The organism is Streptomyces caelestis, assembly GCF_001279005.1.
GTDB classification, from domain to species: domain Bacteria; phylum Actinomycetota; class Actinomycetes; order Streptomycetales; family Streptomycetaceae; genus Streptomyces; species Streptomyces heliomycini.
The window spans coordinates 33287-52071 of sequence record NZ_LGCN01000221.1; the positions used below are offsets into that span (position 1 = coordinate 33287).

Genomic DNA, 18785 nt, shown 5'->3' on the forward strand with positions numbered 1-18785 from the left:
GGCCCCGACGCACACCCGTGCCCCTACCCGGGCCACACGACCGCCTGCGCGACGATCACCCGCTCACCGTCGAAGGTGACGGCAGGCCCTTCGTGCAGCCTGTACCCCAGCTCCAGCGCCTCGCTCACCCGGTGGCAGAAGACAGGGTCGTCGGGACCGGTCAGTACGCGGTAGACGGGCAGCCCGTCCGGTGGTGTCGACATGCGCCCACCGTGCCACACGCCCCGCTCGGGCGGGCAGGGGCGGTACGACGAGGCGCTCGCCGGGGCGGAAGCGGCGGTCCGCGGGGCGCTCGCCGACTGCGAGAGGTTCCTCCACCCGGGCCGCCCCGCCCCCGCCCCCGCGTTCGCGAAGCCCGCACGCTGCCGGCCCGCATCGTCTCGGACGGGCCTCGGATGAGCGGAGATCCCCGTGACCCCGCGCCGGGGACGGCGCGGGGCCCGTTGCGAGGGGGTCAGGACGCCGTGGGGGTCCAGCCGGCCAGCCAGTCGGCGACCTCCTGGTCGGCTGCCTGGGCGTCGGTCAGATGGGGGCGGTTGCTGCTCGCCGCGCCCGAACCGGAGCCGGTGTTCCTGTACTCGGCGAAGCGGTCGTCCTTCCAGGAGAAGCCGCTCATGTCGGTCCAGGGCGTGGTGCGGATCGCGGCGCTGAGGCTGGTGTTGCGGACCGTGGTCTGCGGGTCCAGGGAGGCGTCGCCGCCGGCGTGCCAGGGGCGGCCGAGGTAGAAGGTGCGGTCGGAGACGTCGCCGCTCACCGCCGAGTTGGCGATGAGGATGCCCTTGCGGTTCGCGGCCGTGCTCGGGGCCGTGACGTAGCCGGCGGAGGAGCCGTCCCAGCGCTTCTTCAGCGTGATGACCGAGCGGTCGATCACCGCGGTGGCCCGGCCGAAGACGAAGTCGACGTTCCCGACGACGTAGGAGTTGGTGACGTAGACCCGGCCCAGCCTGTCCTTGGCGGCCGTGTCGAGCAGGAGGGTGTCCTGGTCGCCCTCGACGATCACACCGTCGAGGAGGACCTTGTCGGCCGCCGTGCGCAGGGCGACCGCCTGGTGGCCGGAGAGGGACTGGTTGGCGCCCTCGTCGAAGTCGTTGGAGATCGTCAGGTTGCGGGCCTGGAAGTCGTCGGCCTCCACGGCGACCGTGGCGCTGCCGGAGGTGCCGTAGGTGCCCGAACCGTCCGGCTTCCGCGTGCCGGCCGCGTTGTTGTAGACGATCACCGTGTCCTTGCGGCTGCCGCCGGTGCCCTGGAAGGTGACGTGCGGCTTGTTGGACGGGACCTTGACCGTCTCGCGGTACGTGCCCGGCTTGATGGAGATCACCACGCGGGAGGCGTTGTTCGCGGGGACGGCGTTCACCGCCGCCTGGACCGTCCTGTACTGGCCGGTGCCGTCCTTGGCGACGGTGAGCGTGGTGGCCGCCGCGGCCTTCGTGGAGACCTCCGCCGACGCCGACATCGACGCCGACGTGCCGATGGTCGTGCGCGGGCCCGTGCCCGCCTTCAGCAGCGACGGCACGTCCGCCGCCCTGTCGAGCGTGTACGGGTAGTACGTCTTCGGGTCGAACGCCGTACCGCCGCTCTCGTTCCGTCCCGACGTGCCCGAGAAGACGTTGCCGCGCTGCACGACCGTCGCCGTCGCGTCCTTGATGACCGGGTTCCTCATGCCCTGGAAGTAGCTGTTCTCCAGGACCATCCGGGTGCCGCCGCGCGAGTAGTTGCCGTACGAGGATTTGATGTCCGTGTTCGCGACGTCCTCGAGGAAGTTGTTGTAGAGGTGCGCGTGGGCGGCGTTGTCCGTGGAGGGGTTGCGCTGCTCGGTCTCGCGGAACCAGTTGTGGTGGATCGTGATGTCCGTGGTGACGTTCTCGGTCCAGCCGATGCCGAAGGTCTTGTTGTTCTGGCTGAGCCTGTTCCAGGAGACCGTCACGTACGTGCTGTCCTTGCGGACGTCGATCAGGCCGTCCGCCATGTTCCGCAGGTCGTTGTGGTCGATCCAGACGTGGTGGGCGCCGTCCATCTGGATCGCGTCGAAGTCGTGCTCCTTGTCGTTCCAGACGCCCTGGTAGGCGTCCCGGATCGTCAGGTTGCGGATGATCACGTTGTGCACGCCCCGGCCGAGGAAGAAGCCCCCGCCGACGAGGTGCCCGGACGTGCCGGAGCCCACGATCGTCTTGTCGGAGGCGACCTTGATCTCCTTGCCGACCGGGTTCATCGTGATCGTCCCGGCCACGACGATGACGTACGGCTCGGCGGCCGTGGCGTACTTCTCCAGGTCCGCCTGCGTCCGCACGGTGACGGTCCTGCCGTCCCGGCCGCCGTACGTGCCGTTCTGGCCGAGCGCGTCGACGGAGGCGAAGCCGTCGGCGGTGGCGGTGGCCCAGGCGGGTGCGGCGGCGGCCGCCGCCGCGGCGGACGCCTCCTGCTGGGGGAGGAGGCCGGCGCCGTGGACCAGGAGGCCGGCGGTGGTCAGGGCCACGGGGAGGCCGACGGCCAGGAGCTTTTTGGACCTGCGGTGCCGGGCCGTGCTGCGGTGCTCGCTCATGCGGCGATCCGTTCCGTGTGGGGGAGGGGACGCCGTTCGGTCGCCGCCCGGCGCGGAAAGGTTGCCGCCGAACGCGGCTAGGGCACCTCGGGCGGTGGGGTCGGGGCGCCCGGCAGGCGGACCGTGGCCGTCGTGCCGCCGCCGTCCGCCCGGGTCAGGGACACCTCGCCGCCCGCCTGCTGGACCGTGCGGGCCACGATGGACAGGCCGAGACCGGAGCCCGGGAGGGCGCGGGCGGTGGGGGAGCGCCAGAACCGGTCGAACACGTGCGGGAGTTCGTCGACGGGGATGCCGGGGCCGTGGTCGCGGACGGTGAGGACGCCGTCGGCCAGGCGTACGTCGATCACTCCGCCCTCCGGACTGAACTTCACCGCGTTGTCCAGGATGTTGACCACCGCCCGCTCCAGCGCGGACGGCTCCGCCCGTACGTACCACGGGTGGACGTCCGCGGTGATGGTCAGCTCGGGGCCGCGCAGCCGGGCGCGGCGCAGGGCCGACTCGACGGCGTCCTGCCAGGCGACGATCTGCGCCCGGTCCGCGTGCTGGCCGGTGTCGGGACGGGACAGCTCCTGCAGGTCGCCGATGAGCGCGGCCAGTTCCGTCATCTGCGCCTTCACGGAGGCGAGCAGGGCCTTGCGGTCGGCCTCCGGGATCGGGCGGCCCGTCTCCTCGCTGCGGGTGAGGAGTTCGATGTTGGTGCGCAGCGAGGTGAGCGGGGTGCGCAGCTCGTGGCCGGCGTCCGCGATCAGCTGCTGCTGGAGGTCGCGGGAGCTGGCGAGGGCCGAGGTCATGGAGTTGAAGGAGCGGGAGAGGCGGGCGATCTCGTCCTCGTCGGCGTCGTCGACGGGGATGCGGACGGTGAGGTCCTCGGTCCGGGCGACGTGTTCGACGGCCCGGGTCAGCTCGTCCACGGGGCGCAGGGCGGTCCGGGCCACCCAGAGGCCGGCGGCGGCGGCGCCCACGACCCCGGCGCCCGCGACGAAGACCAGGACCAGCGCCAGGTTGTTGAGGGAGTCGTGCACCTCGCTCAGCGGGCGCGCGGCGGAGACGGCGACGTCCCGCAGGCCGGGCACGGTGTAGGTGAAGACCCGGTACCGGCCGCCGTCGGAGCCCGTCGCGTCGTGCAGCGCGTCGGCGGACGCGCCCTCGGCGACGGCGCGGTCGGCGCCGGTGAGCCGGACCGCCTCCGTGCCGATGATGAGACAGCTCCCGCCCTTGCCGTCCACGAGCTGTACGGACGAGCCGAAGGGGTTCTCCTCGCGGGTGACGGGGTCGTGGGCGCACAGGCCCGTGCGCAGGTCGAGGTACTTGCTCACCTGCTGCCCGTCCATGCGGTTCGCCTTCAGGGCCTCGTCCAGCGAACTCACCAGCACGCTCTTCACCACGAACCAGCACGCCGCCGCCACCACCGCCACCGCGAACGCCACCGCCGCCGCCACCAGCAGCGACAGCCGGGCCCGGAGGGGCAGGGCGCGGACGCGGCGGACCAGCCCGCTCACTCCGCGCCCCCCTGCCGCAGCACGTACCCCACCCCCCGCACCGTGTGCACCAGGCGCGGCTCGCCGCCCGCCTCGGTCTTGCGGCGCAGGTACATGACGTACACGTCGAGCGAGTTGGACGAGGGCTCGAAGTCGAAGCCCCAGACCGCCTTCAGGATCTGCTCGCGGGTGAGCACCTGGCGCGGGTGGGCCATGAACATCTCGAGGAGGGTGAACTCCGTGCGGGTCAGCTCCACCCGCCGGGCGCCGCGGGTGACCTCGCGGGTCGCCAGGTCCATGCGCAGGTCGGCGAAGGCGAGGACGTCGTCCGACGCGGCGGAGGCGTCCACCGCCGCCGCGTACGAGCTGCGGCGCAGCAGGGCGCGGATCCGGGCGAACAGCTCGTCCAGCTCGAACGGCTTGACCAGGTAGTCGTCCGCCCCCGCGTCCAGGCCGGTCACCCGGTCGCCGACCGTGTCCCGGGCGGTCAGCATCAGGATGGGCGTGGTGTCGCCGGTGGCGCGGATGCGGCGGGCGGCGGTCAGGCCGTCCATGCGGGGCATCTGGATGTCCAGGACGAGCAGGTCGGGCCGGTGGGCCGCCGCCTTCTCCAGGGCGTCCGCGCCGTCGACGGCGACCTCGGTGCCGTACCCCTCGAAGGCCAGGCTGCGCTGGAGCGCTTCGCGCACCGCCGGCTCGTCGTCGACGATCAGGATGCGCTGGGGGTCGCGGTCGCCTTCTGCGGGGCTCATGGGCTCGGGGTTCCTCACGGCTCTCTACGGGGTCGGTCCTTCAGCCTCGCACGGTACGCGGGCGGCGCGTCAGGTCGTCGAGCCGGAGCGCAGCGCCGGCAGGTCGGACGTGACGGTGTCGATCGGGATGGCGAAGCCCAGGCCCACGCTGCCCGCGTCGGACGAGGACGAGCCGCTGCCGCTCGACGAGTACATCGCGGAGTTGACGCCGATGACGTGGCCGTTCATGTCGATCAGCGCGCCGCCGGAGTTGCCCGGGTTCAGGGACGCGTCGGTCTGGATCGCCTGGTACGTGGTCGTGGAGCCGCCCGTGTCGCCGTTGAACTCCTGGCCGCCGTACTCGAACGGCCAGCCGCCGCCCTGCTGCCGCTGCTGCTGCCCCTGGCCCTCGTCCGTCGAGACGGTCACGTCACGGTCGAGGGCCGAGACGATGCCGCTGGTCACCGTTCCGGTCAGGCCCTCGGGGGAGCCGATCGCCACGACCTGGTCACCGACCTGCACGCCGTCGGAGTCGCCGAGGGTGGCCGCCTGCAGACCGGAGGCGTCCCGCAGCTTGATCAGGGCGAGGTCCTTGCCGCTGTCGGTGCCGACGGTCTCCGCCGCGTAGGTCGTGCCGTCGCTGGTCCGCACCTCGATCGAGGTGGCCCCGGACACGACGTGGTTGTTGGTGACGATCTCGCCGTCGGACGTGATGATCACGCCGGAGCCGGTGGAGGAGCCGGCGTTCGAGGTCGCGTTGATCTCGACGATGCTCGGGGTGACCGCCTCCGCGACGCCGGCCACCGTGCCCTTCCGGCTCGACGGCACGACGGTGGTACTGGTCGAGCCGGCGGCGGCCGTGTCGCCGCCGGCCAGCTCCTGGATGCCGTAGGCGGTGCCGCCGCCCACCGCCGCCGCGACGATCGCCACGGCCGCGAGCAGGGCCGCCGGGCCGCGGGCGCGCTTCCTCTTCTTCGCGGGCCGCGGCGCGGGCTCCTGCGTGGGTTCCTGCGCGGGCTGCGGGGACGGCGCGTACGCCGGCGGGGGCGGCCACTCGGGGTTCACCGGGGCGGGGCTTCCGTACGCGCCGTTGGGGCGGGGGCTCTCGGTCATGGCACCGAGCCTCGCGCCCGACCATGAGAGCGAGCTGAGTGTGTGCTGAGAAGTCCGGCAGAACCTCGTATGCCCGATATGAGGACCGCGGGTCCGGCCGAGGGGCCCGGTTACGCGCAGCCGCAGGAGTGGCGGACCACCAGGCGGGACGGGTACACCTTCAGCCGCTCACGGCGGGAGCCCGCCACCCGCACGCCGTCGTCCAGGACGAGGTCGACCGCCGCACGGGCCATCGCCGAGCGGTCGGAGGCGACCGTGGTCAGCGGCGGGTCCGCGAGCGCCGCCTCCTTGATGTCGTCGAACCCGGCGACCGCCAGCTCCCCCGGCACGTCGATCCGCAGCTCCCGCGCGGCGCGCAGGATGCCGATCGCCTGGTCGTCGGTGGAGCAGAAGACCGCGGGCGGGCGGTCCGGGCCGGAGAGGATGTCCAGGCCGACACGGTAGGCGTCGTAGCGGTTGTACGGGGCCTCGAAGAGACGGCCCTCGGTCGGTATGCCGGCCTCCTCCATCGCGCGCCGCCAGCCCTCGACGTGGTCGGAGACCGGGTCGCCGACGGCGGGGGTCTCCGCGGTGCCGCCGACGCAGGCCACGTACTCGTTGCCGTGTTCCAGCAGGTGGCGCACGGCGAGCTGGGCGCCGCCGAGGTCGTCGGTGACGACGGCGACGTCGTCGATCGCCTCCGGGCGCTCGTGCAACAGGACGATCCGGGCGTCCCACGCCTCGATCTCCGCGGCGGCCTGGTCGTTGAGCGCGTGGCTGACCAGGATCAGGCCGGACACCCGCATCCCGAGGAAGGCCCGCAGATAGTGGACCTCGCGCTCGGCGATGTAGTCGGTGTTGCCGACGAGCACCATCTTCCCGCGCTCGGAGGCGGCCTGCTCGACCGCGTGCGCCATCTCGCCGAAGAACGGCTGACGGGCGTCCGGGATGATCAGGCCTATGAGGTCCGTGCGCCGCGAGGCCATCGCCTGGGCGACCCGGTCCGGCCGGTACCCCAGCTCCTTGATCGCGGCGAGGACGCGCTCGCGCGTGGCCGGGGCGACCGGCCGGGGTCCGTTGTTGATGACGTAGCTGACGACGGCGGTGGACGTCCCCGCCAGCCGCGCCACGTCATCCCTGGTTACCTTGGCCACGCGCGGAGTCTACGCGGATATACCCGGGGTGGGCAGGGAGTATCACACCTTGGATGACGCGGCTTCCGCGGTGCCCGTCCGCTCCTCGGCCCGGGCGTCCTCCGCGGCGCGCGCCGGCTTCTCGGGTTTCTCGGGGGTGACGAACCGGTAGCCGACGTTGCGGACGGTGCCGATCAGCGACTCGTGCTCGGGGCCGAGTTTGGCGCGCAGGCGCCGTACGTGGACGTCGACCGTGCGGGTGCCGCCGAAGTAGTCGTAGCCCCAGACCTCCTGGAGCAGCTGGGCGCGGGTGAAGACCCGGCCGGGGTGCTGCGCGAGGTATTTGAGCAGTTCGAATTCCTTGAAGGTCAGGTCGAGGACCCTGCCCTTGAGTTTCGCGGAGTAGGTCGCCTCGTCGACCGACAGGTCGCCGTTGCGGATCTCCATCGGGGAGTCGTCGTTGACGATCTGCTGGCGGCCCATGGCGAGGCGCAGGCGTGCCTCCACCTCGGCCGGGCCCGCGGTGTCCAGGAGGACGTCGTCGATGCCCCAGTCCGCGGTGACGGCGGCCAGGCCGCCCTCGGTCACGACCAGGACGAGGGGGCAGCCGGGGCCGGTGGAGCGCAGCAGCTGGCACAGGCTGCGGACCTGCGGGAGGTCGCGGCGGCCGTCGACCAGGATCACGTCGGCGCCGGGGGTGTCGACGAGGGCGGGTCCCTCCGCGGGGGCCACGCGCACGGTGTGCAGCAGCAGACCGAGGGCGGGGAGCACCTCCGTCGACGGCTGGAGGGCGTTGGTCAGGAGCAGCAGAGAGCTCATCGCACCCCACCGGCCCGGGTCGTCGTCGTTCGCTCGTGCACGGTTCGCTCGCCCATAACGTCTGGTTCCTCCTCGGTCCCTGCGAGGACGTTTACGGCATTGCCGGGTGCGTTCGACGGCCCGTACACCGGCGGTTTCCCGCGTTCGTATACAACGCTTCCGAAAGCACAAAAGGACCCGGGGGCTTCACTGCCCGAGTCCTCTTCGCAGCAGAATAGCCGACATGAGCACCGGTCGGGCAGGTCATGTGGCGCGATCCACCACGCGATCCACCATTCGTCCATATTCCGAGACGCCCGGGGTAACACGGGACCGGGCGCCTTTGCGGACGTTCCTGCACACCGCGGACGGGGTGGCGATCGATTCCGTATACGAACCGGGGAGCCCTCCTTCCCGTGATCTCGTTTTCGTGATCGCGCACGGATTCACCGGGAACGCGGACCGGCCGCACGTGCGGCGGGCGGCGCGGGCCCTCGCGCGGTACGGCGGTGTCGTGACGTTCTCCTTCCGGGGGCACGGGGCCTCGGGCGGACGGTCGACCGTGGGGGACCGGGAGGTGCTCGACCTCGCGGCGGCGGTGGGGTGGGCGCGTGAGCTGGGGTACGCGCGGGTGGCCACCGTCGGCTTCTCCATGGGCGGCTCGGTGGTGCTGCGGCACGCCGCGGCCGGCCGGGACGCCGGGGTCGACGCCGTCGTCTCCGTGAGCGCGCCCGCGCGGTGGTTCTACCGGGGCACCGCCCCCATGCGGCGGCTGCACTGGCTGGTGACCCGGCCGTCCGGGCGGCTGGTGGGGCGGTACGGGCTGCGGACGCGGATCCACCACCGGCAGTGGGACCCGGTGCCGGTGCCGCCCGTCGAGGCGGTGCCCCGGATCGCGCCCACGCCGCTGCTGATCGTGCACGGGGACCAGGACGGCTACTTCCCGCTCGACCACCCGCGGATGCTGGCGGCCGCCGCCGGGGAGCACGGGGAACTGTGGGTCGAGGCCGGCATGGGGCACGCGGAGAACGCGGCGCCGGAGGAGCTGCTGGGGCGGATCGGGGACTGGGTGGTGGACCGGGCGGGCTAGCCTGACGGTGTTCACCGTCAACTTCATGAGGAATCAGCAGATGGCAAAGGTCACGGTGCGGTACTGGGCCGCCGCCAAGGCCGCGGCCGGGGTGGCCGAGGAGGCGCACGAGGCGGCCACGCTCGCCGAGGCGCTCGACGCGGTGCGCGGGCGGCACCCCGGCGAACTCGCGCGTGTGCTGCGGCGGTGCTCGTTCCTCGTCGACGGTGATCCCGTGGGCAAGCGCGCGCATGAGACGGTACGGCTGGCCGACGGCGGCACGGTCGAGGTGCTTCCGCCGTTCGCAGGAGGGTGAGCGATGACGAACCAGCCGTACGGGGCGTACGACCCGTACCAGGACCCGCAGCGGGCCCAGGGCGTGTGGCCGGGGCAGCAGCAGGCGTACGAGGACCCGTACGCGGACCAGCAGTACACGCAGCAGTGGCAGGGGCAGACGTGGGAGACGCAGACGCAGCCGCCGGTGGCCGCGGCGTACGCCCCGGTCCCTCCCGACCCCGACCCCGCTCCCGTTCCCGACCCCGCTCCCACGCCTGCCCCGGCGGCCCCGGCCGCCGACGGGGCCGGGCCCGCGTACGGGCCGGCCACGCTGGGCGGGAACGCGCGGGTCACGGACGCGCAGCGGGCGCGGGCCGAGGGACGGTCGCCGATCATCGAGCCCGGGATGCAGCCGGCGGCGCTCACCGCGCTGCTGGGGCTGCTGCTGGCCGGTGGGGCGGCGCTGGGGACGTACGCGCTGCTGGTGCCGTTGGTGGTGCTCCAGGGGCTCACTGCGGCGGGCTGGTTCCGGCTGAACGGGATGTGGCCGGCGCGGCAGGGGATCGCGCTGGGGTTCCTCGGCGCGCTGGCCGCGGACGCGGCGCTGCTGCTGTCCGACCGGTCGCCGGCGGCGATCCTGGGGACGCTGGGCGTGTGGGTGCTGCTGACGCTGGTGCTGCAGCTGCGGTCGCACGCGGATCCCGACGAGCGGATGTACGGCCTGATGGCGACGGTCGTGGCGGCGGCGCTGGCGATCGCGGCGGGCGGGTACCTGGCGGCGGACGCCTCCGCGGTGACCGTGGGCGCGGTCGCCGTGGCGGCGGGGGTGGCGGCGCGTGCGCTGCCGCTGCCGACACCGGTGTCCGTGGTGGTCGCGGTGGCGGCCGCGGCGGGTGCGGGGTTCGTGGCCGACGGGCCGGCGGGAGCGCTGCTGGGGGCGGGCGCGGCGGTGTGCGCGCTGATCGGCCACCGGGCGGCGAGCTACGACTACCCGTCCCGCTTCGTCCACTTCACGGCGGGCGTGGCCCTGCCCCTGGCCGCGGCGGCCCCCGCGGTCCACGTCCTGGCCCGCGTGCTCTCCTGACGGCCGCGGGGGCGGACCCCTGTCACAAGTGATCGACAATCCCCCGCCCCCCGCCCTCCCCGGCACTAACCTCGCGCAGGGACGGCCGCCCGGTCGTCGACGAACGCCGTCGTCACACGCCCGGTGGGGGAAGACCGCATGCGCGCACTGCGAATACTGCTCGTCGTCACGGTGGTACTCGCCGCCGTCCTCGTCGTCGTCGACCGCGTGGCCGTCCACATCGCCGAGGGCGAGGCGGCCGACCGTCTGAAGGCGGCCGAGGACCTGGCGCGCACCCCCGACGTGTCGATCGACGGCTTCCCGTTCCTCACCCAGCTCGCCGACGGCACCCTCGACGAGGTGCGGGTGGGCATCGAGGACTACGAGGCCGGCACCGGCGACGGCGCCCGGACGATCCGGATCGCCGACCTGAGCGCGGACCTGCGCGGCGTCGACTTCTCCACCGACTTCGGCTCCGCCGTCGCCGCCGAGGCCACCGGCACGGCCACCGTCGCCTACGGCGAGCTGCTGAAGGCCGCCGCGTCCGAGTCCGGCCGGGTGGGCCCCGGCGTCACCGCCCGGGTCGTCGGGCTGTCCGACGGCGGCAACGGGAAGATCAAGGTCGCGGTGGAGGCCGCCGTGCTGGGCGTCGAGCTGCCCGAGCCGGTCTCCGTGCTCAGCTCCGTGACGGTCGTGGACGGCGACACCGTGCGGGTGGAGGCCGACGCGGTGCCGGAGTTCGGCGGGGTCGAGATCATCGAGTCCGCCGTGCGGCGGATCACCGACTTCGAGCAGGGGATCGACGGACTGCCGGGCGGCATCCGGCTGGACGAGGTCCGGGCCGCGGGGAACGGGGTGGAGATCACGGTGAAGGGTTCCGACGTCCGCCTGGTCGGGTGAGGGACGGCGCGGGCGAGAGGCCTGTCCGAGAAGTGAGACGGGCGTGTCCGCAGGGTAAATCCGACCGCGGCCGTCCGGGCGGCCGGGACGGGGGAGGGGCGGTTCCCGACGGCATGTGTCCCGTATGGCGGACGATCGCGTCTCAGCATGCGACACCCCGGTGACACGCGTGCCCGTCCGTCCTTACGATCGGACCCATGCGGTGTCAGACGAGCGTCCTCCGGCCGAGGGGACAGGCGGATCTCACGAAGCGGCGGGCAGTGGACCTGTGCCGTGTCGCCGCCATGCTCTGTCGCACCTTCTGATGAGCGGACGCCCCGCCGTCCGCGTTCCCGCCCCGCCCCGCTGAGGGCATCCGTGCGCCGTCGCCGTCGAGGCCGCGCGCACCCTCTCACCCGCACGCCCCGCCGCACCTGCCCCGGAGGAGAAACAGCATGAGCCGCAGCGACGTCCTGGTCGACGCCGACTGGGTCCAGGACCACCTGGACGACCCGACCGTCGTCATCGTCGAGGTGGACGAGGACACCACCGCCTACGAGAAGAACCACATCAAGAACGCCGTCCGGATCGACTGGACCAAGGACCTGCAGGACCCGGTCCGCCGCGACTTCGTCGACCAGGAGGGCTTCGAGAAGCTCCTGTCGGACAAGGGCATCGGCAACGACCACACGGTCGTCCTCTACGGCGGCAACAACAACTGGTTCGCCTCGTACGCCTACTGGTACTTCAAGCTGTACGGCCACGAGAACGTCAGGCTCCTCGACGGCGGCCGCAAGAAGTGGGAGCTCGACGCCCGCGAGCTGGTCCCCGGCGACGAGGTGCCGGAGCGCCCGAAGACCGCCTACAGGGCCAAGCCGCAGGACGCGTCCATCCGCGCCTTCCGCGACGACGTCGTGGCCGCCATCGGCAGCCAGAACCTGGTCGACGTGCGCTCGCCCGACGAGTTCTCCGGCAAGCTGCTGGCCCCGGCCCACCTGCCGCAGGAGCAGTCGCAGCGCCCGGGCCACGTTCCGACCGCCGCGAACATCCCGTGGTCGAAGAACGCCAACGACGACGGCACCTTCAAGTCCGACGACGAGCTCAAGGCGCTCTACGAGGCCGAGCAGGTCGACCTGTCCAAGGACACCATCGCCTACTGCCGCATCGGTGAGCGCTCCGCGCTGACCTGGTTCGTGCTGCACGAGCTGCTCGGCGTGGAGAACGTCAAGAACTACGACGGCTCCTGGACCGAGTACGGCTCCCTCGTCGGCGTGCCGATCGAGCTCGGCCCCGCCAAGTAACCCTCCCGACCGACCTCTCCAGACCACTTCAGGAGTACGACATGTGCGGTGCGAAGGCCGGCGGCCCGGACGCCTCGACGATCAAGCCCGGTGAGACCACCATCCAGGGCCAGGTGACCCGCGACGGGGAGCCGGTGACGGGCTACGTCCGTCTGCTGGACTCGACCGGCGAGTTCACCGCGGAGGTCCCGACCTCCGCCACCGGACAGTTCCGCTTCTACGCGGCGGAGGGCACCTGGACCGTCCGCGCCCTGGTGCCCGGCGGCACCGCCGACCGCACGGTCGTCGCCCAGCAGGGCGGCCTGGCCGAGGTCGCGATCGCGGTCTGAGGGCACGGGAACGGCCGGAGGGCCGCACCCCACGGGTTGGACGCCCGGGGTGCGGCCCTCCGGCGCGTCCGGTCCTACGCTGGACGTATGTACGCGCGCAGGCGGCACGTCTACTTCGCCATGATGGGCACCTGCATCGGGCTGTTCGTCCTGGCCTGGGGCGTGGTGCGGCTGTGGTCGGTGCCGGCGGCCGTGGGCATGTGCCTGGTGGCCATGGTCATCCCGCCGGTCGCCGCGATGGTCGCCAACCGGCGGGGGCCGGAGGACCGCTGGTGGGACGATCCGTCCGGCGATCCGGAGTCCGACGAGTGGTGGGACGAGCTGGACGGCAGGAAGCGGCCCCGGTAGGGCGGGCCGCTCAGTAGACGAGTGCCTGGACCCCGTCGGCCAGGGACTCCTGCACGAAGACCTGCGCGCCGGCGATGCGCACGCCCTCGATGACGTCCTTCTCGGTGATGTCGCGGCGGGCCGCGCACTGGGTGCACAGGGTGATCCGGCCGGTGGCCAGGACCGAGTCCAGCAGGTCGGGCAGCGGGGCGGCGTGCGGCAGCTCGAACTCGGCCGCCCTGCCCGGCAGGGCGAACCACGCGGACTCGCCGGTGAGCCACAGGGAGACCTCGACCCCGCTGGCGGCGGCCACCGCCGCCACCGTGAACGCCTGCGAGCAGCGCTCGGGTGCGTCGGTTCCCGCGGTCACCTTGATCACAAGCTTCTTCGCCATGCCCGAATCGTAGACATGACCGCCGCGTCGGCGGGCCGGACGGCGTCCGCACCGTGGGCGTCGTGCTCGTCCGGAAGGGGCCGCGCCCGCCGTGCCGCGGGGAGGACGCACCTCGCACGACGGGGCCTGGTCCCGGCCGCGTAAGCTGGGGCCCGGCCCCGTGCACACCACCGCACCCCGCTCAAGGAGCACCCCGTGGAACTCTTCTTCGAAATCCTGTTGGTCCTGGTTGCCGTCGGCGTCCTCGCCTTCGCCGGGCTGACCGTGAAGAAGCTGTACCAGGGCCAGCGCTGATCACCGACGCCAGGAAGTTCCGCTCATGATCGAGATCCCGTCCGACCTGCACAAGGACCTCGTCCCGCTCGCCTTTCTGCTCGGCAACTGGGCCGGCGCCGGCGTGCACGACTTCCCCGGCGCCGAGAAGTGCAACTTCGGCCAGGAGGTCACCTTCACCCACGACGGCCGGGACTTCCTGGAGTACAGCTCCCACACCTGGGTGCTGGACGGCGACGGGAACAAGGTCCGCCCGCTGGAGTCGGAGCACGGCTTCTGGCGGATCGACGCGAGCCGCAAGGTCGAGGTGACGATGACCCGCGACGACGGCGTCATCGAGATCTGGTACGGCGAGCTGGCCGACCAGAAGCCGCAGATCGACCTGGTCACGGACGCGGTGGCGCGCACCGCCGCCTCGCGGCCCTACACCGGCGGCAAGCGGCTGTACGGCTACGTCAAGAGCGACCTGATGTGGGTCGGCGAGAAGCAGACCCCCGAGGTCGAGCTGCGCCCCTACATGTCGGCGCACCTGAAGAAGGTCGTCACCCCGGAGGAGGTCGAGCGCTGGGCCAAGGCCCTGCCCGACGACATGCCGGACGACGGGATCGCCTTCTTCAAGTAGGTCTTCTCCGGCGGGGCACGGGTCGCTCTAGACTCGTGGTGTGGTGAGCACCGACTGGAAGAGCGACCTCAGGCAGCGCGGCTACCGGCTGACTCCGCAGCGGCAGCTGGTGCTCGAAGCCGTGGACACCCTCGAACACGCGACCCCCGACGACATCCTCGGCGAAGTGAGGAGGACGGCGTCGGGGGTCAACATTTCCACCGTGTACCGCACGCTGGAGCTCCTCGAGGAGCTGGGGCTGGTCAGCCACGCCCACCTCGGGCACGGGGCGCCGACGTACCACCTCGCCGACCGGCACCACCACATCCACCTGGTCTGCCGGGACTGCACGAACGTGATCGAGGCCGACCTCTCGGTGGCCGCCGAGTTCACCGCCAAGCTGCGCGAACAGTTCGGTTTCGACACCGACATGAAGCACTTCGCGATCTTCGGCCGGTGCGAGGACTGCTCCCTGAAGGCTTCGAGCGCCGAGTCGTAGGCTTGGCGCATGAAGAGCCCCCTGCTGACCCTGCCCGGCGCCGTCCCCGCCGAGGGCGTGGACGAAGGCGTGGCCGCCCACTACGGCGACCTGTTCCGTGAGCAGCGCGCCCTCGCCGAGGGCACCGGTTTCGTCGACCTGTCCCACCGCGGGGTCGTCACCGTGTCCGGCCCGGAGCGGCTGTCCTGGCTGCACCTGCTGCTCACCCAGCACGTCAGCGACCTGCCGCCGCACCAGGCCACCGAGGCGCTGATACTCTCCGCCAACGGCCACATCGAGCACGCGCTCTACCTGGTCGACGACGGGGAGACGGTCTGGGCGCACGTCGAACCCGGGACCCGCCAGGCGCTGATCGCGTACCTGGAGTCGATGAAGTTCTTCTACCGGGTGGAGATCGCCGACCGCACCGCCGACATCGCGGTGGTGCACCTGCCGGCCGGTTCCATCGTGGAGGCGCCCGAAGGGGTCGCCGTCCGCGAGACGCCGTACGGGCGGGACCTGTTCCTGCCGCGCGGCGACCTGGAGTCGTACGCCCGGACGGCGGGGCCGGCCGCCGGGATCCTCGCGTACGAGGCGCTGCGGGTCGAGCAGCACCGGCCGCGGCTCGGCTTCGAGACCGACCACCGCACCATCCCGCACGAGCTGGGCTGGATCGGCACCGCCGTGCACCTGCAGAAGGGCTGCTACCGGGGGCAGGAGACGGTGGCCCGGGTGCAGAACCTGGGCAAGCCGCCGCGCCGGCTGGTCTTCCTGCACCTGGACGGCAGCGAGGTCCACCTGCCGGTGGCGGGGACCGGGATCCGGCTCGCGGACGACGGGCCGGACGGGCGGAGGATCGGGTTCGTCACCACGTCCGTGCGCCACCACGAGCTGGGGCCGGTCGCGCTGGCGCTGGTGAAGCGGAACGTGCCGGTGGACGCGCGGCTGATCGCCGGGGACACGGCCGCCGCGCAGGAGACCGTCGTCGAGCCCTGAGCCGTACGGCTCGGACCTCCAGGCCGTACGGCTCAGATCTCCAGCAGGACGGTGAACGGGCCGTCGTTGGTCAGCGACACGCTCATCCGCGCGCCGAAGCGGCCCGTCGCCACCGTCGCGCCCAGCGCGCGCAACCGCGTCACCACCTCGTCGACCAGCGGCTCGGCGAGGTCGCCGGGCGCGGCGGCGTTCCAGGTGGGGCGGCGGCCCTTGCGGGCGTCGCCGTACAGGGTGAACTGGCTGATCACCAGCAGCGGGGCGTCGACGTCGCTGCACGACTTCTCGTCCTGGAGCATCCGGACCGACCAGAGCTTGCGGGCGAGCTGCGCCGCCTTCTCCTCGGTGTCCTCGTGGGTGACGCCCACGAGGACGCACAGCCCTTCGCCCTCGATCGCCCCCACCGTCTCGCCGTCCACGACCACGCTCGCGCCGTCGACCCTCTGCACCACTGCTCGCATACGACCATCATGCCGGTCGGCGAACAGGCGGCCGACGGCGGCCCGCGGAGGACCCCGGCCGGGCTATTTTCACTCATTGACGCCCATCTGGGGCGGATCGGGGGCACTCGCTCACAATGTGGCCGCTCGGGGTGGCACGATGCTGGCACACGCCGGTCGAGGGGACGGTTGAGGCACATGAGCACACCAGGGATCGGACAGCCGCTCGAGGCTGTCCCGTCGACCCAGGCGGGCGTCGGGGAACGGGAGTTCTGCCGGCCGCCCACACAGCGCACGGACAGTCCGGTGCTGCCCGAGGACCGGGCGGTGCGCGATCTGGCCGTGCTCAGCCTGGCCGAGCTGCGCACGGTGCGGCGGGACGCGCAGCGTGACGAGGCCGACCTCAGTTACGTGCGGCGGCTGCTGCAGGGGCGGATCGACATCCTGCGGGCGGAGCTGGCCCGGCGCCTCCCGCGGGAGGCGCCCTCGGTCGTCGCGCCGGGGGAGGCGTCCGTCGTCGAGCGGCTGGGGGAGATCCTGCGGGACACCCCGGCCCGGCACCGTTCCTCCGCCCGGCACGTGACGCTGGGGACGCCGCGGGGCGAGGAGTACCGGCGGCTGGCGTCCGAGACGCTCGCCGAGGTGGAGCTGTCCGACCTGGGCGCGCGCACGGACGGGGAGCTGAACGCCGCGATGGGGCGGCTCGTGCTCTGCGAGCAGCAGGTGTCCCGGCGCCGGCAGCGGCTGCAGCGCACGGCCGACGAGTGCAGCGCGGAGATCGCGCGCCGCTACCGGGACGGGGAGGCGCAGGTCGACGACCTGCTCACGTGAGCGGGCCGGGGGGAAACCTCTTCGACACCCGGCGCGCGGCCGACCTACCGTGATCCCATGACCCCCCGCGCCGACATCGACGTACGTCCGATCGCCGAGTCCGAGTTCGCCGACTGGCAACGGGCCCTGAACATCGGGTTCCTGCGGGAGCCCACCCTGTCCGAGGAGGTCCTCGAGGCGCGCCGGGAGCAGTTCACGCCCGGCCGGTCGGTCGGGGCCTTCGACGACGGGCGCTGCGTGGCGACGTTCCGGTCCTTCGCGCAGGAGCTGACGGTGGTCGGCGGGGCGACCGTGCCCGCCGACGCCGTCACCAACGTCACGGTCACCGCCACCCACCGCCGTCGCGGCCTGCTCACCCGCATGATGGCGCAGGACCTCGCCGCCGCGAAGGAGCGCGGGGACGTCGTGGCGACGCTGATCGCGGCCGAGTACCCGATCTACGGCCGGTACGGCTTCGGCCCGGCCACCACGGCGACCGAGTGGACCGTCGACGTGCCGCGCGCCGGCCTCGACCCGCGCCGGGCGGGCCCGGAGGACGGCGGCCGGGTCGACCTCGTGGGCGGCGAGGCCGTCCGCAAGCTCGGGCCCGAGCTGCACGAGCGGCTGCGCCGCGCACAGCCGGGCGCCGTCAGCCGGGACGAGCTGTGGTGGAGGACGGCGACGGGAGCGGTGCGCTTCCATCCGACCTTCCAGGAGCCGTACTACGCGGTGTACCGCTCGGCCGGCGGCGAGGTCGAGGGCATGGCCGCCTACACGGCCGACGACCACTGGGGCGATGCCAAGCAGCCGTCGAACACGGCGCGGGTGAAGTGGCTGACCGCGGTGACCCCGGCCGCCGAGCGGGCGCTGTGGCTCTACCTGTGCTCCATCGACTGGGTGACGCGGGTGAGGAGCGGCTGGCGGGCGCCCGACGATCTGCTCCCGCACCTCCTGCCGGACCCGCGCGCCGCCGCCGTCACCACGCAGGCGGACTGGCTGTGGGTGAGGATGCTGGACGTCGTACGGGCCCTCGGGGCGCGGACGTACGGGGCCGCGGGGTCGCTGGTGCTGGAGGTGACCGACCGGGCCGGACTGGCCGGCGGGCGTTACCGCCTCGAGGCGTCCGCGGACGGGACCGGGGTCTGTGCGCCGACCACCGGGAGCGCCGATCTCGCGCTGGACGTCGCCGAGTTGTCCGTGCTGTGGCTGGGGGACGAGTCGGCGGTGCGCCTCGCGGCGCTGGGCCGGGTCCGGGAAGAACGAGCGGGCGCCGCCCGTCAGGCCGACGCCCTGCTGCGTACCTCCAGGCGACCGTGGTGCCCGGACGTGTTCTGAGCGCTGTCGCTCTCGCGCCCCTGCCGCCCTCCTCCTTCCGCCGACGACGGGTGGCTCATCCGTAGCGAGCTGTTCGGTTGTGGTGGTGCGGGTGGTGCGGGTGGTGCGGGTGGTGCCCGCCGACGGGACTCCCGGCTCCCCTCCGGAGGGGGGCCCGGCCGGCGGTCCGTGCGGTGTGCCGTCAGCCGGACTGGGCGAACAGCATCACGAGGATGACCGCGCCGATGCCGCTGATCACGGTGTTCCGCGCCTTGATGCCCACGGTGAGGGCGACGAAGGCGATGATTCCCATCGGCCCGTACTTCCACTGGACGAGCTGCTCGAACCCGATGGCCAGGGCTGCGAGGGCGATGGCGATGAGCGGCATGACGGTCCCCCTTGTCGTTCGCGGTTCCCACCCCTCTCCCTGAGGGGCACTCCTCCTGGCTGCCGACCAGGTTGCGAGA

The 18785-nt window shown here is 72.7% G+C and carries 23 protein-coding genes; 13 read left to right on the plus strand and 10 right to left on the minus strand.

From position 1 onward, the window contains the following. Positions 1–23 precede the first annotated feature (23 nt). The 7 genes from ADK41_RS27090 to ADK41_RS27120 form a co-directional block, all read right to left on the minus strand. The gene (locus ADK41_RS27090; protein ID WP_030829468.1) at positions 24–203 is read right to left on the minus strand and encodes a DUF1737 domain-containing protein; all 180 of its coding nucleotides are present in this window, start codon (positions 201–203) and stop codon (positions 24–26) included. A 251-nt stretch (positions 204–454) separates the two neighbouring features. Then, the gene (locus tag ADK41_RS27095) at positions 455–2539 is read right to left on the minus strand and encodes a pectinesterase family protein (RefSeq protein ID WP_030829465.1); all 2085 of its coding nucleotides are present in this window, start codon (positions 2537–2539) and stop codon (positions 455–457) included. A gap of 77 nt (positions 2540–2616) precedes the next feature. Then, positions 2617–4038, minus strand: coding sequence for a sensor histidine kinase (locus tag ADK41_RS27100; protein ID WP_030829462.1), 1422 nt, complete (start codon positions 4036–4038; stop codon positions 2617–2619). Then, complete coding sequence (locus ADK41_RS27105; protein WP_030829459.1) at positions 4035–4769, minus strand: response regulator transcription factor; 735 nt, start codon at positions 4767–4769, stop codon at positions 4035–4037. The genes ADK41_RS27100 and ADK41_RS27105 overlap by 4 nt, the downstream gene beginning before the upstream one ends. A gap of 69 nt (positions 4770–4838) precedes the next feature. Then, complete coding sequence (locus tag ADK41_RS27110; protein WP_030829455.1) at positions 4839–5861, minus strand: S1C family serine protease; 1023 nt, start codon at positions 5859–5861, stop codon at positions 4839–4841. A 110-nt stretch (positions 5862–5971) separates the two neighbouring features. After that, a complete protein-coding gene (locus ADK41_RS27115; RefSeq protein ID WP_030829452.1) occupies positions 5972–6994 on the minus strand; it encodes a LacI family DNA-binding transcriptional regulator in 1023 nt (340 codons plus the stop codon). A gap of 42 nt (positions 6995–7036) precedes the next feature. Beyond that, positions 7037–7792: a response regulator transcription factor gene (locus tag ADK41_RS27120; protein ID WP_030829449.1), complete on the minus strand. Its 756-nt coding sequence runs from the start codon at positions 7790–7792 to the stop codon at positions 7037–7039. A 223-nt stretch (positions 7793–8015) separates the two neighbouring features. On the opposite strand from ADK41_RS27120, the gene ADK41_RS27125 reads away from it, so the two are divergent. From ADK41_RS27125 to ADK41_RS27155, 8 genes are all read left to right on the plus strand, one after another. Next, entirely contained in the window at positions 8016–8861 is an 846-nt protein-coding gene (locus ADK41_RS27125) for an alpha/beta hydrolase (protein ID WP_051843240.1), read from the plus strand. A 40-nt stretch (positions 8862–8901) separates the two neighbouring features. Next, entirely contained in the window at positions 8902–9156 is a 255-nt protein-coding gene (locus ADK41_RS27130; protein WP_030829438.1) for a MoaD/ThiS family protein, read from the plus strand. Between the two features lie 3 nt (positions 9157–9159). After that, complete coding sequence (locus tag ADK41_RS27135) at positions 9160–10200, plus strand: hypothetical protein (RefSeq protein ID WP_030829436.1); 1041 nt, start codon at positions 9160–9162, stop codon at positions 10198–10200. 138 nt (positions 10201–10338) lie between these two features. After that, positions 10339–11079, plus strand: a complete 741-nt coding sequence (locus tag ADK41_RS27140; protein WP_030829433.1) for an LmeA family phospholipid-binding protein — start codon at positions 10339–10341, stop codon at positions 11077–11079. A gap of 197 nt (positions 11080–11276) precedes the next feature. Beyond that, positions 11277–11384 (plus strand): putative leader peptide, encoded by a 108-nt coding sequence (locus ADK41_RS44345; RefSeq protein WP_366482813.1) that lies wholly within the window; start codon positions 11277–11279, stop codon positions 11382–11384. Between the two features lie 129 nt (positions 11385–11513). Continuing rightward, positions 11514–12359 carry a sulfurtransferase gene (locus ADK41_RS27145; protein ID WP_030829431.1) on the plus strand — a complete coding sequence of 282 codons (846 nt, stop codon included), beginning with the start codon at positions 11514–11516 and terminating at the stop codon, positions 12357–12359. 41 nt (positions 12360–12400) lie between these two features. Next, positions 12401–12688, plus strand: coding sequence for a DUF1416 domain-containing protein (locus tag ADK41_RS27150; protein ID WP_004986406.1), 288 nt, complete (start codon positions 12401–12403; stop codon positions 12686–12688). 87 nt (positions 12689–12775) lie between these two features. Continuing rightward, positions 12776–13036 (plus strand): DUF3099 domain-containing protein, encoded by a 261-nt coding sequence (locus ADK41_RS27155; RefSeq protein WP_030829426.1) that lies wholly within the window; start codon positions 12776–12778, stop codon positions 13034–13036. A 10-nt stretch (positions 13037–13046) separates the two neighbouring features. Here the strand turns inward: ADK41_RS27155 and ADK41_RS27160 are convergent, their stop codons facing one another. Further along, positions 13047–13409: a DsrE family protein gene (locus ADK41_RS27160; protein ID WP_030829423.1), complete on the minus strand. Its 363-nt coding sequence runs from the start codon at positions 13407–13409 to the stop codon at positions 13047–13049. 319 nt (positions 13410–13728) lie between these two features. Here ADK41_RS27160 and ADK41_RS27165 point away from each other — a divergent pair, with 319 nt between their 5' ends. Genes ADK41_RS27165 through ADK41_RS27175 form a run of 3 tightly spaced genes read left to right on the plus strand, consistent with a single transcriptional unit; the run spans position 13729 to position 15757 of the window. Continuing rightward, positions 13729–14304 carry an FABP family protein gene (locus ADK41_RS27165; RefSeq protein WP_030829419.1) on the plus strand — a complete coding sequence of 192 codons (576 nt, stop codon included), beginning with the start codon at positions 13729–13731 and terminating at the stop codon, positions 14302–14304. 40 nt (positions 14305–14344) lie between these two features. Continuing rightward, the gene (locus tag ADK41_RS27170; protein ID WP_030829416.1) at positions 14345–14782 is read left to right on the plus strand and encodes a Fur family transcriptional regulator; all 438 of its coding nucleotides are present in this window, start codon (positions 14345–14347) and stop codon (positions 14780–14782) included. A gap of 9 nt (positions 14783–14791) precedes the next feature. Next, entirely contained in the window at positions 14792–15757 is a 966-nt protein-coding gene (locus tag ADK41_RS27175; RefSeq protein WP_030829413.1) for a YgfZ/GcvT domain-containing protein, read from the plus strand. Between the two features lie 32 nt (positions 15758–15789). On the opposite strand, the gene dtd is transcribed toward ADK41_RS27175, so the two are convergent. Next, positions 15790–16215 carry a D-aminoacyl-tRNA deacylase gene (gene dtd, locus ADK41_RS27180; protein WP_030829410.1) on the minus strand — a complete coding sequence of 142 codons (426 nt, stop codon included), beginning with the start codon at positions 16213–16215 and terminating at the stop codon, positions 15790–15792. Between the two features lie 177 nt (positions 16216–16392). Between dtd and ADK41_RS27185 the strand changes: the two genes are divergently transcribed. Both ADK41_RS27185 and ADK41_RS27190 read left to right on the plus strand, forming a co-directional pair. After that, complete coding sequence (locus ADK41_RS27185) at positions 16393–17025, plus strand: hypothetical protein (protein WP_030829407.1); 633 nt, start codon at positions 16393–16395, stop codon at positions 17023–17025. A gap of 57 nt (positions 17026–17082) precedes the next feature. Then, complete coding sequence (locus ADK41_RS27190) at positions 17083–18339, plus strand: GNAT family N-acetyltransferase (protein WP_030829404.1); 1257 nt, start codon at positions 17083–17085, stop codon at positions 18337–18339. Between the two features lie 181 nt (positions 18340–18520). Here the strand turns inward: ADK41_RS27190 and ADK41_RS27195 are convergent, their stop codons facing one another. Beyond that, complete coding sequence (locus ADK41_RS27195; RefSeq protein WP_030829401.1) at positions 18521–18706, minus strand: hypothetical protein; 186 nt, start codon at positions 18704–18706, stop codon at positions 18521–18523. Between the last annotated feature and the right edge of the window lie 79 nt (positions 18707–18785).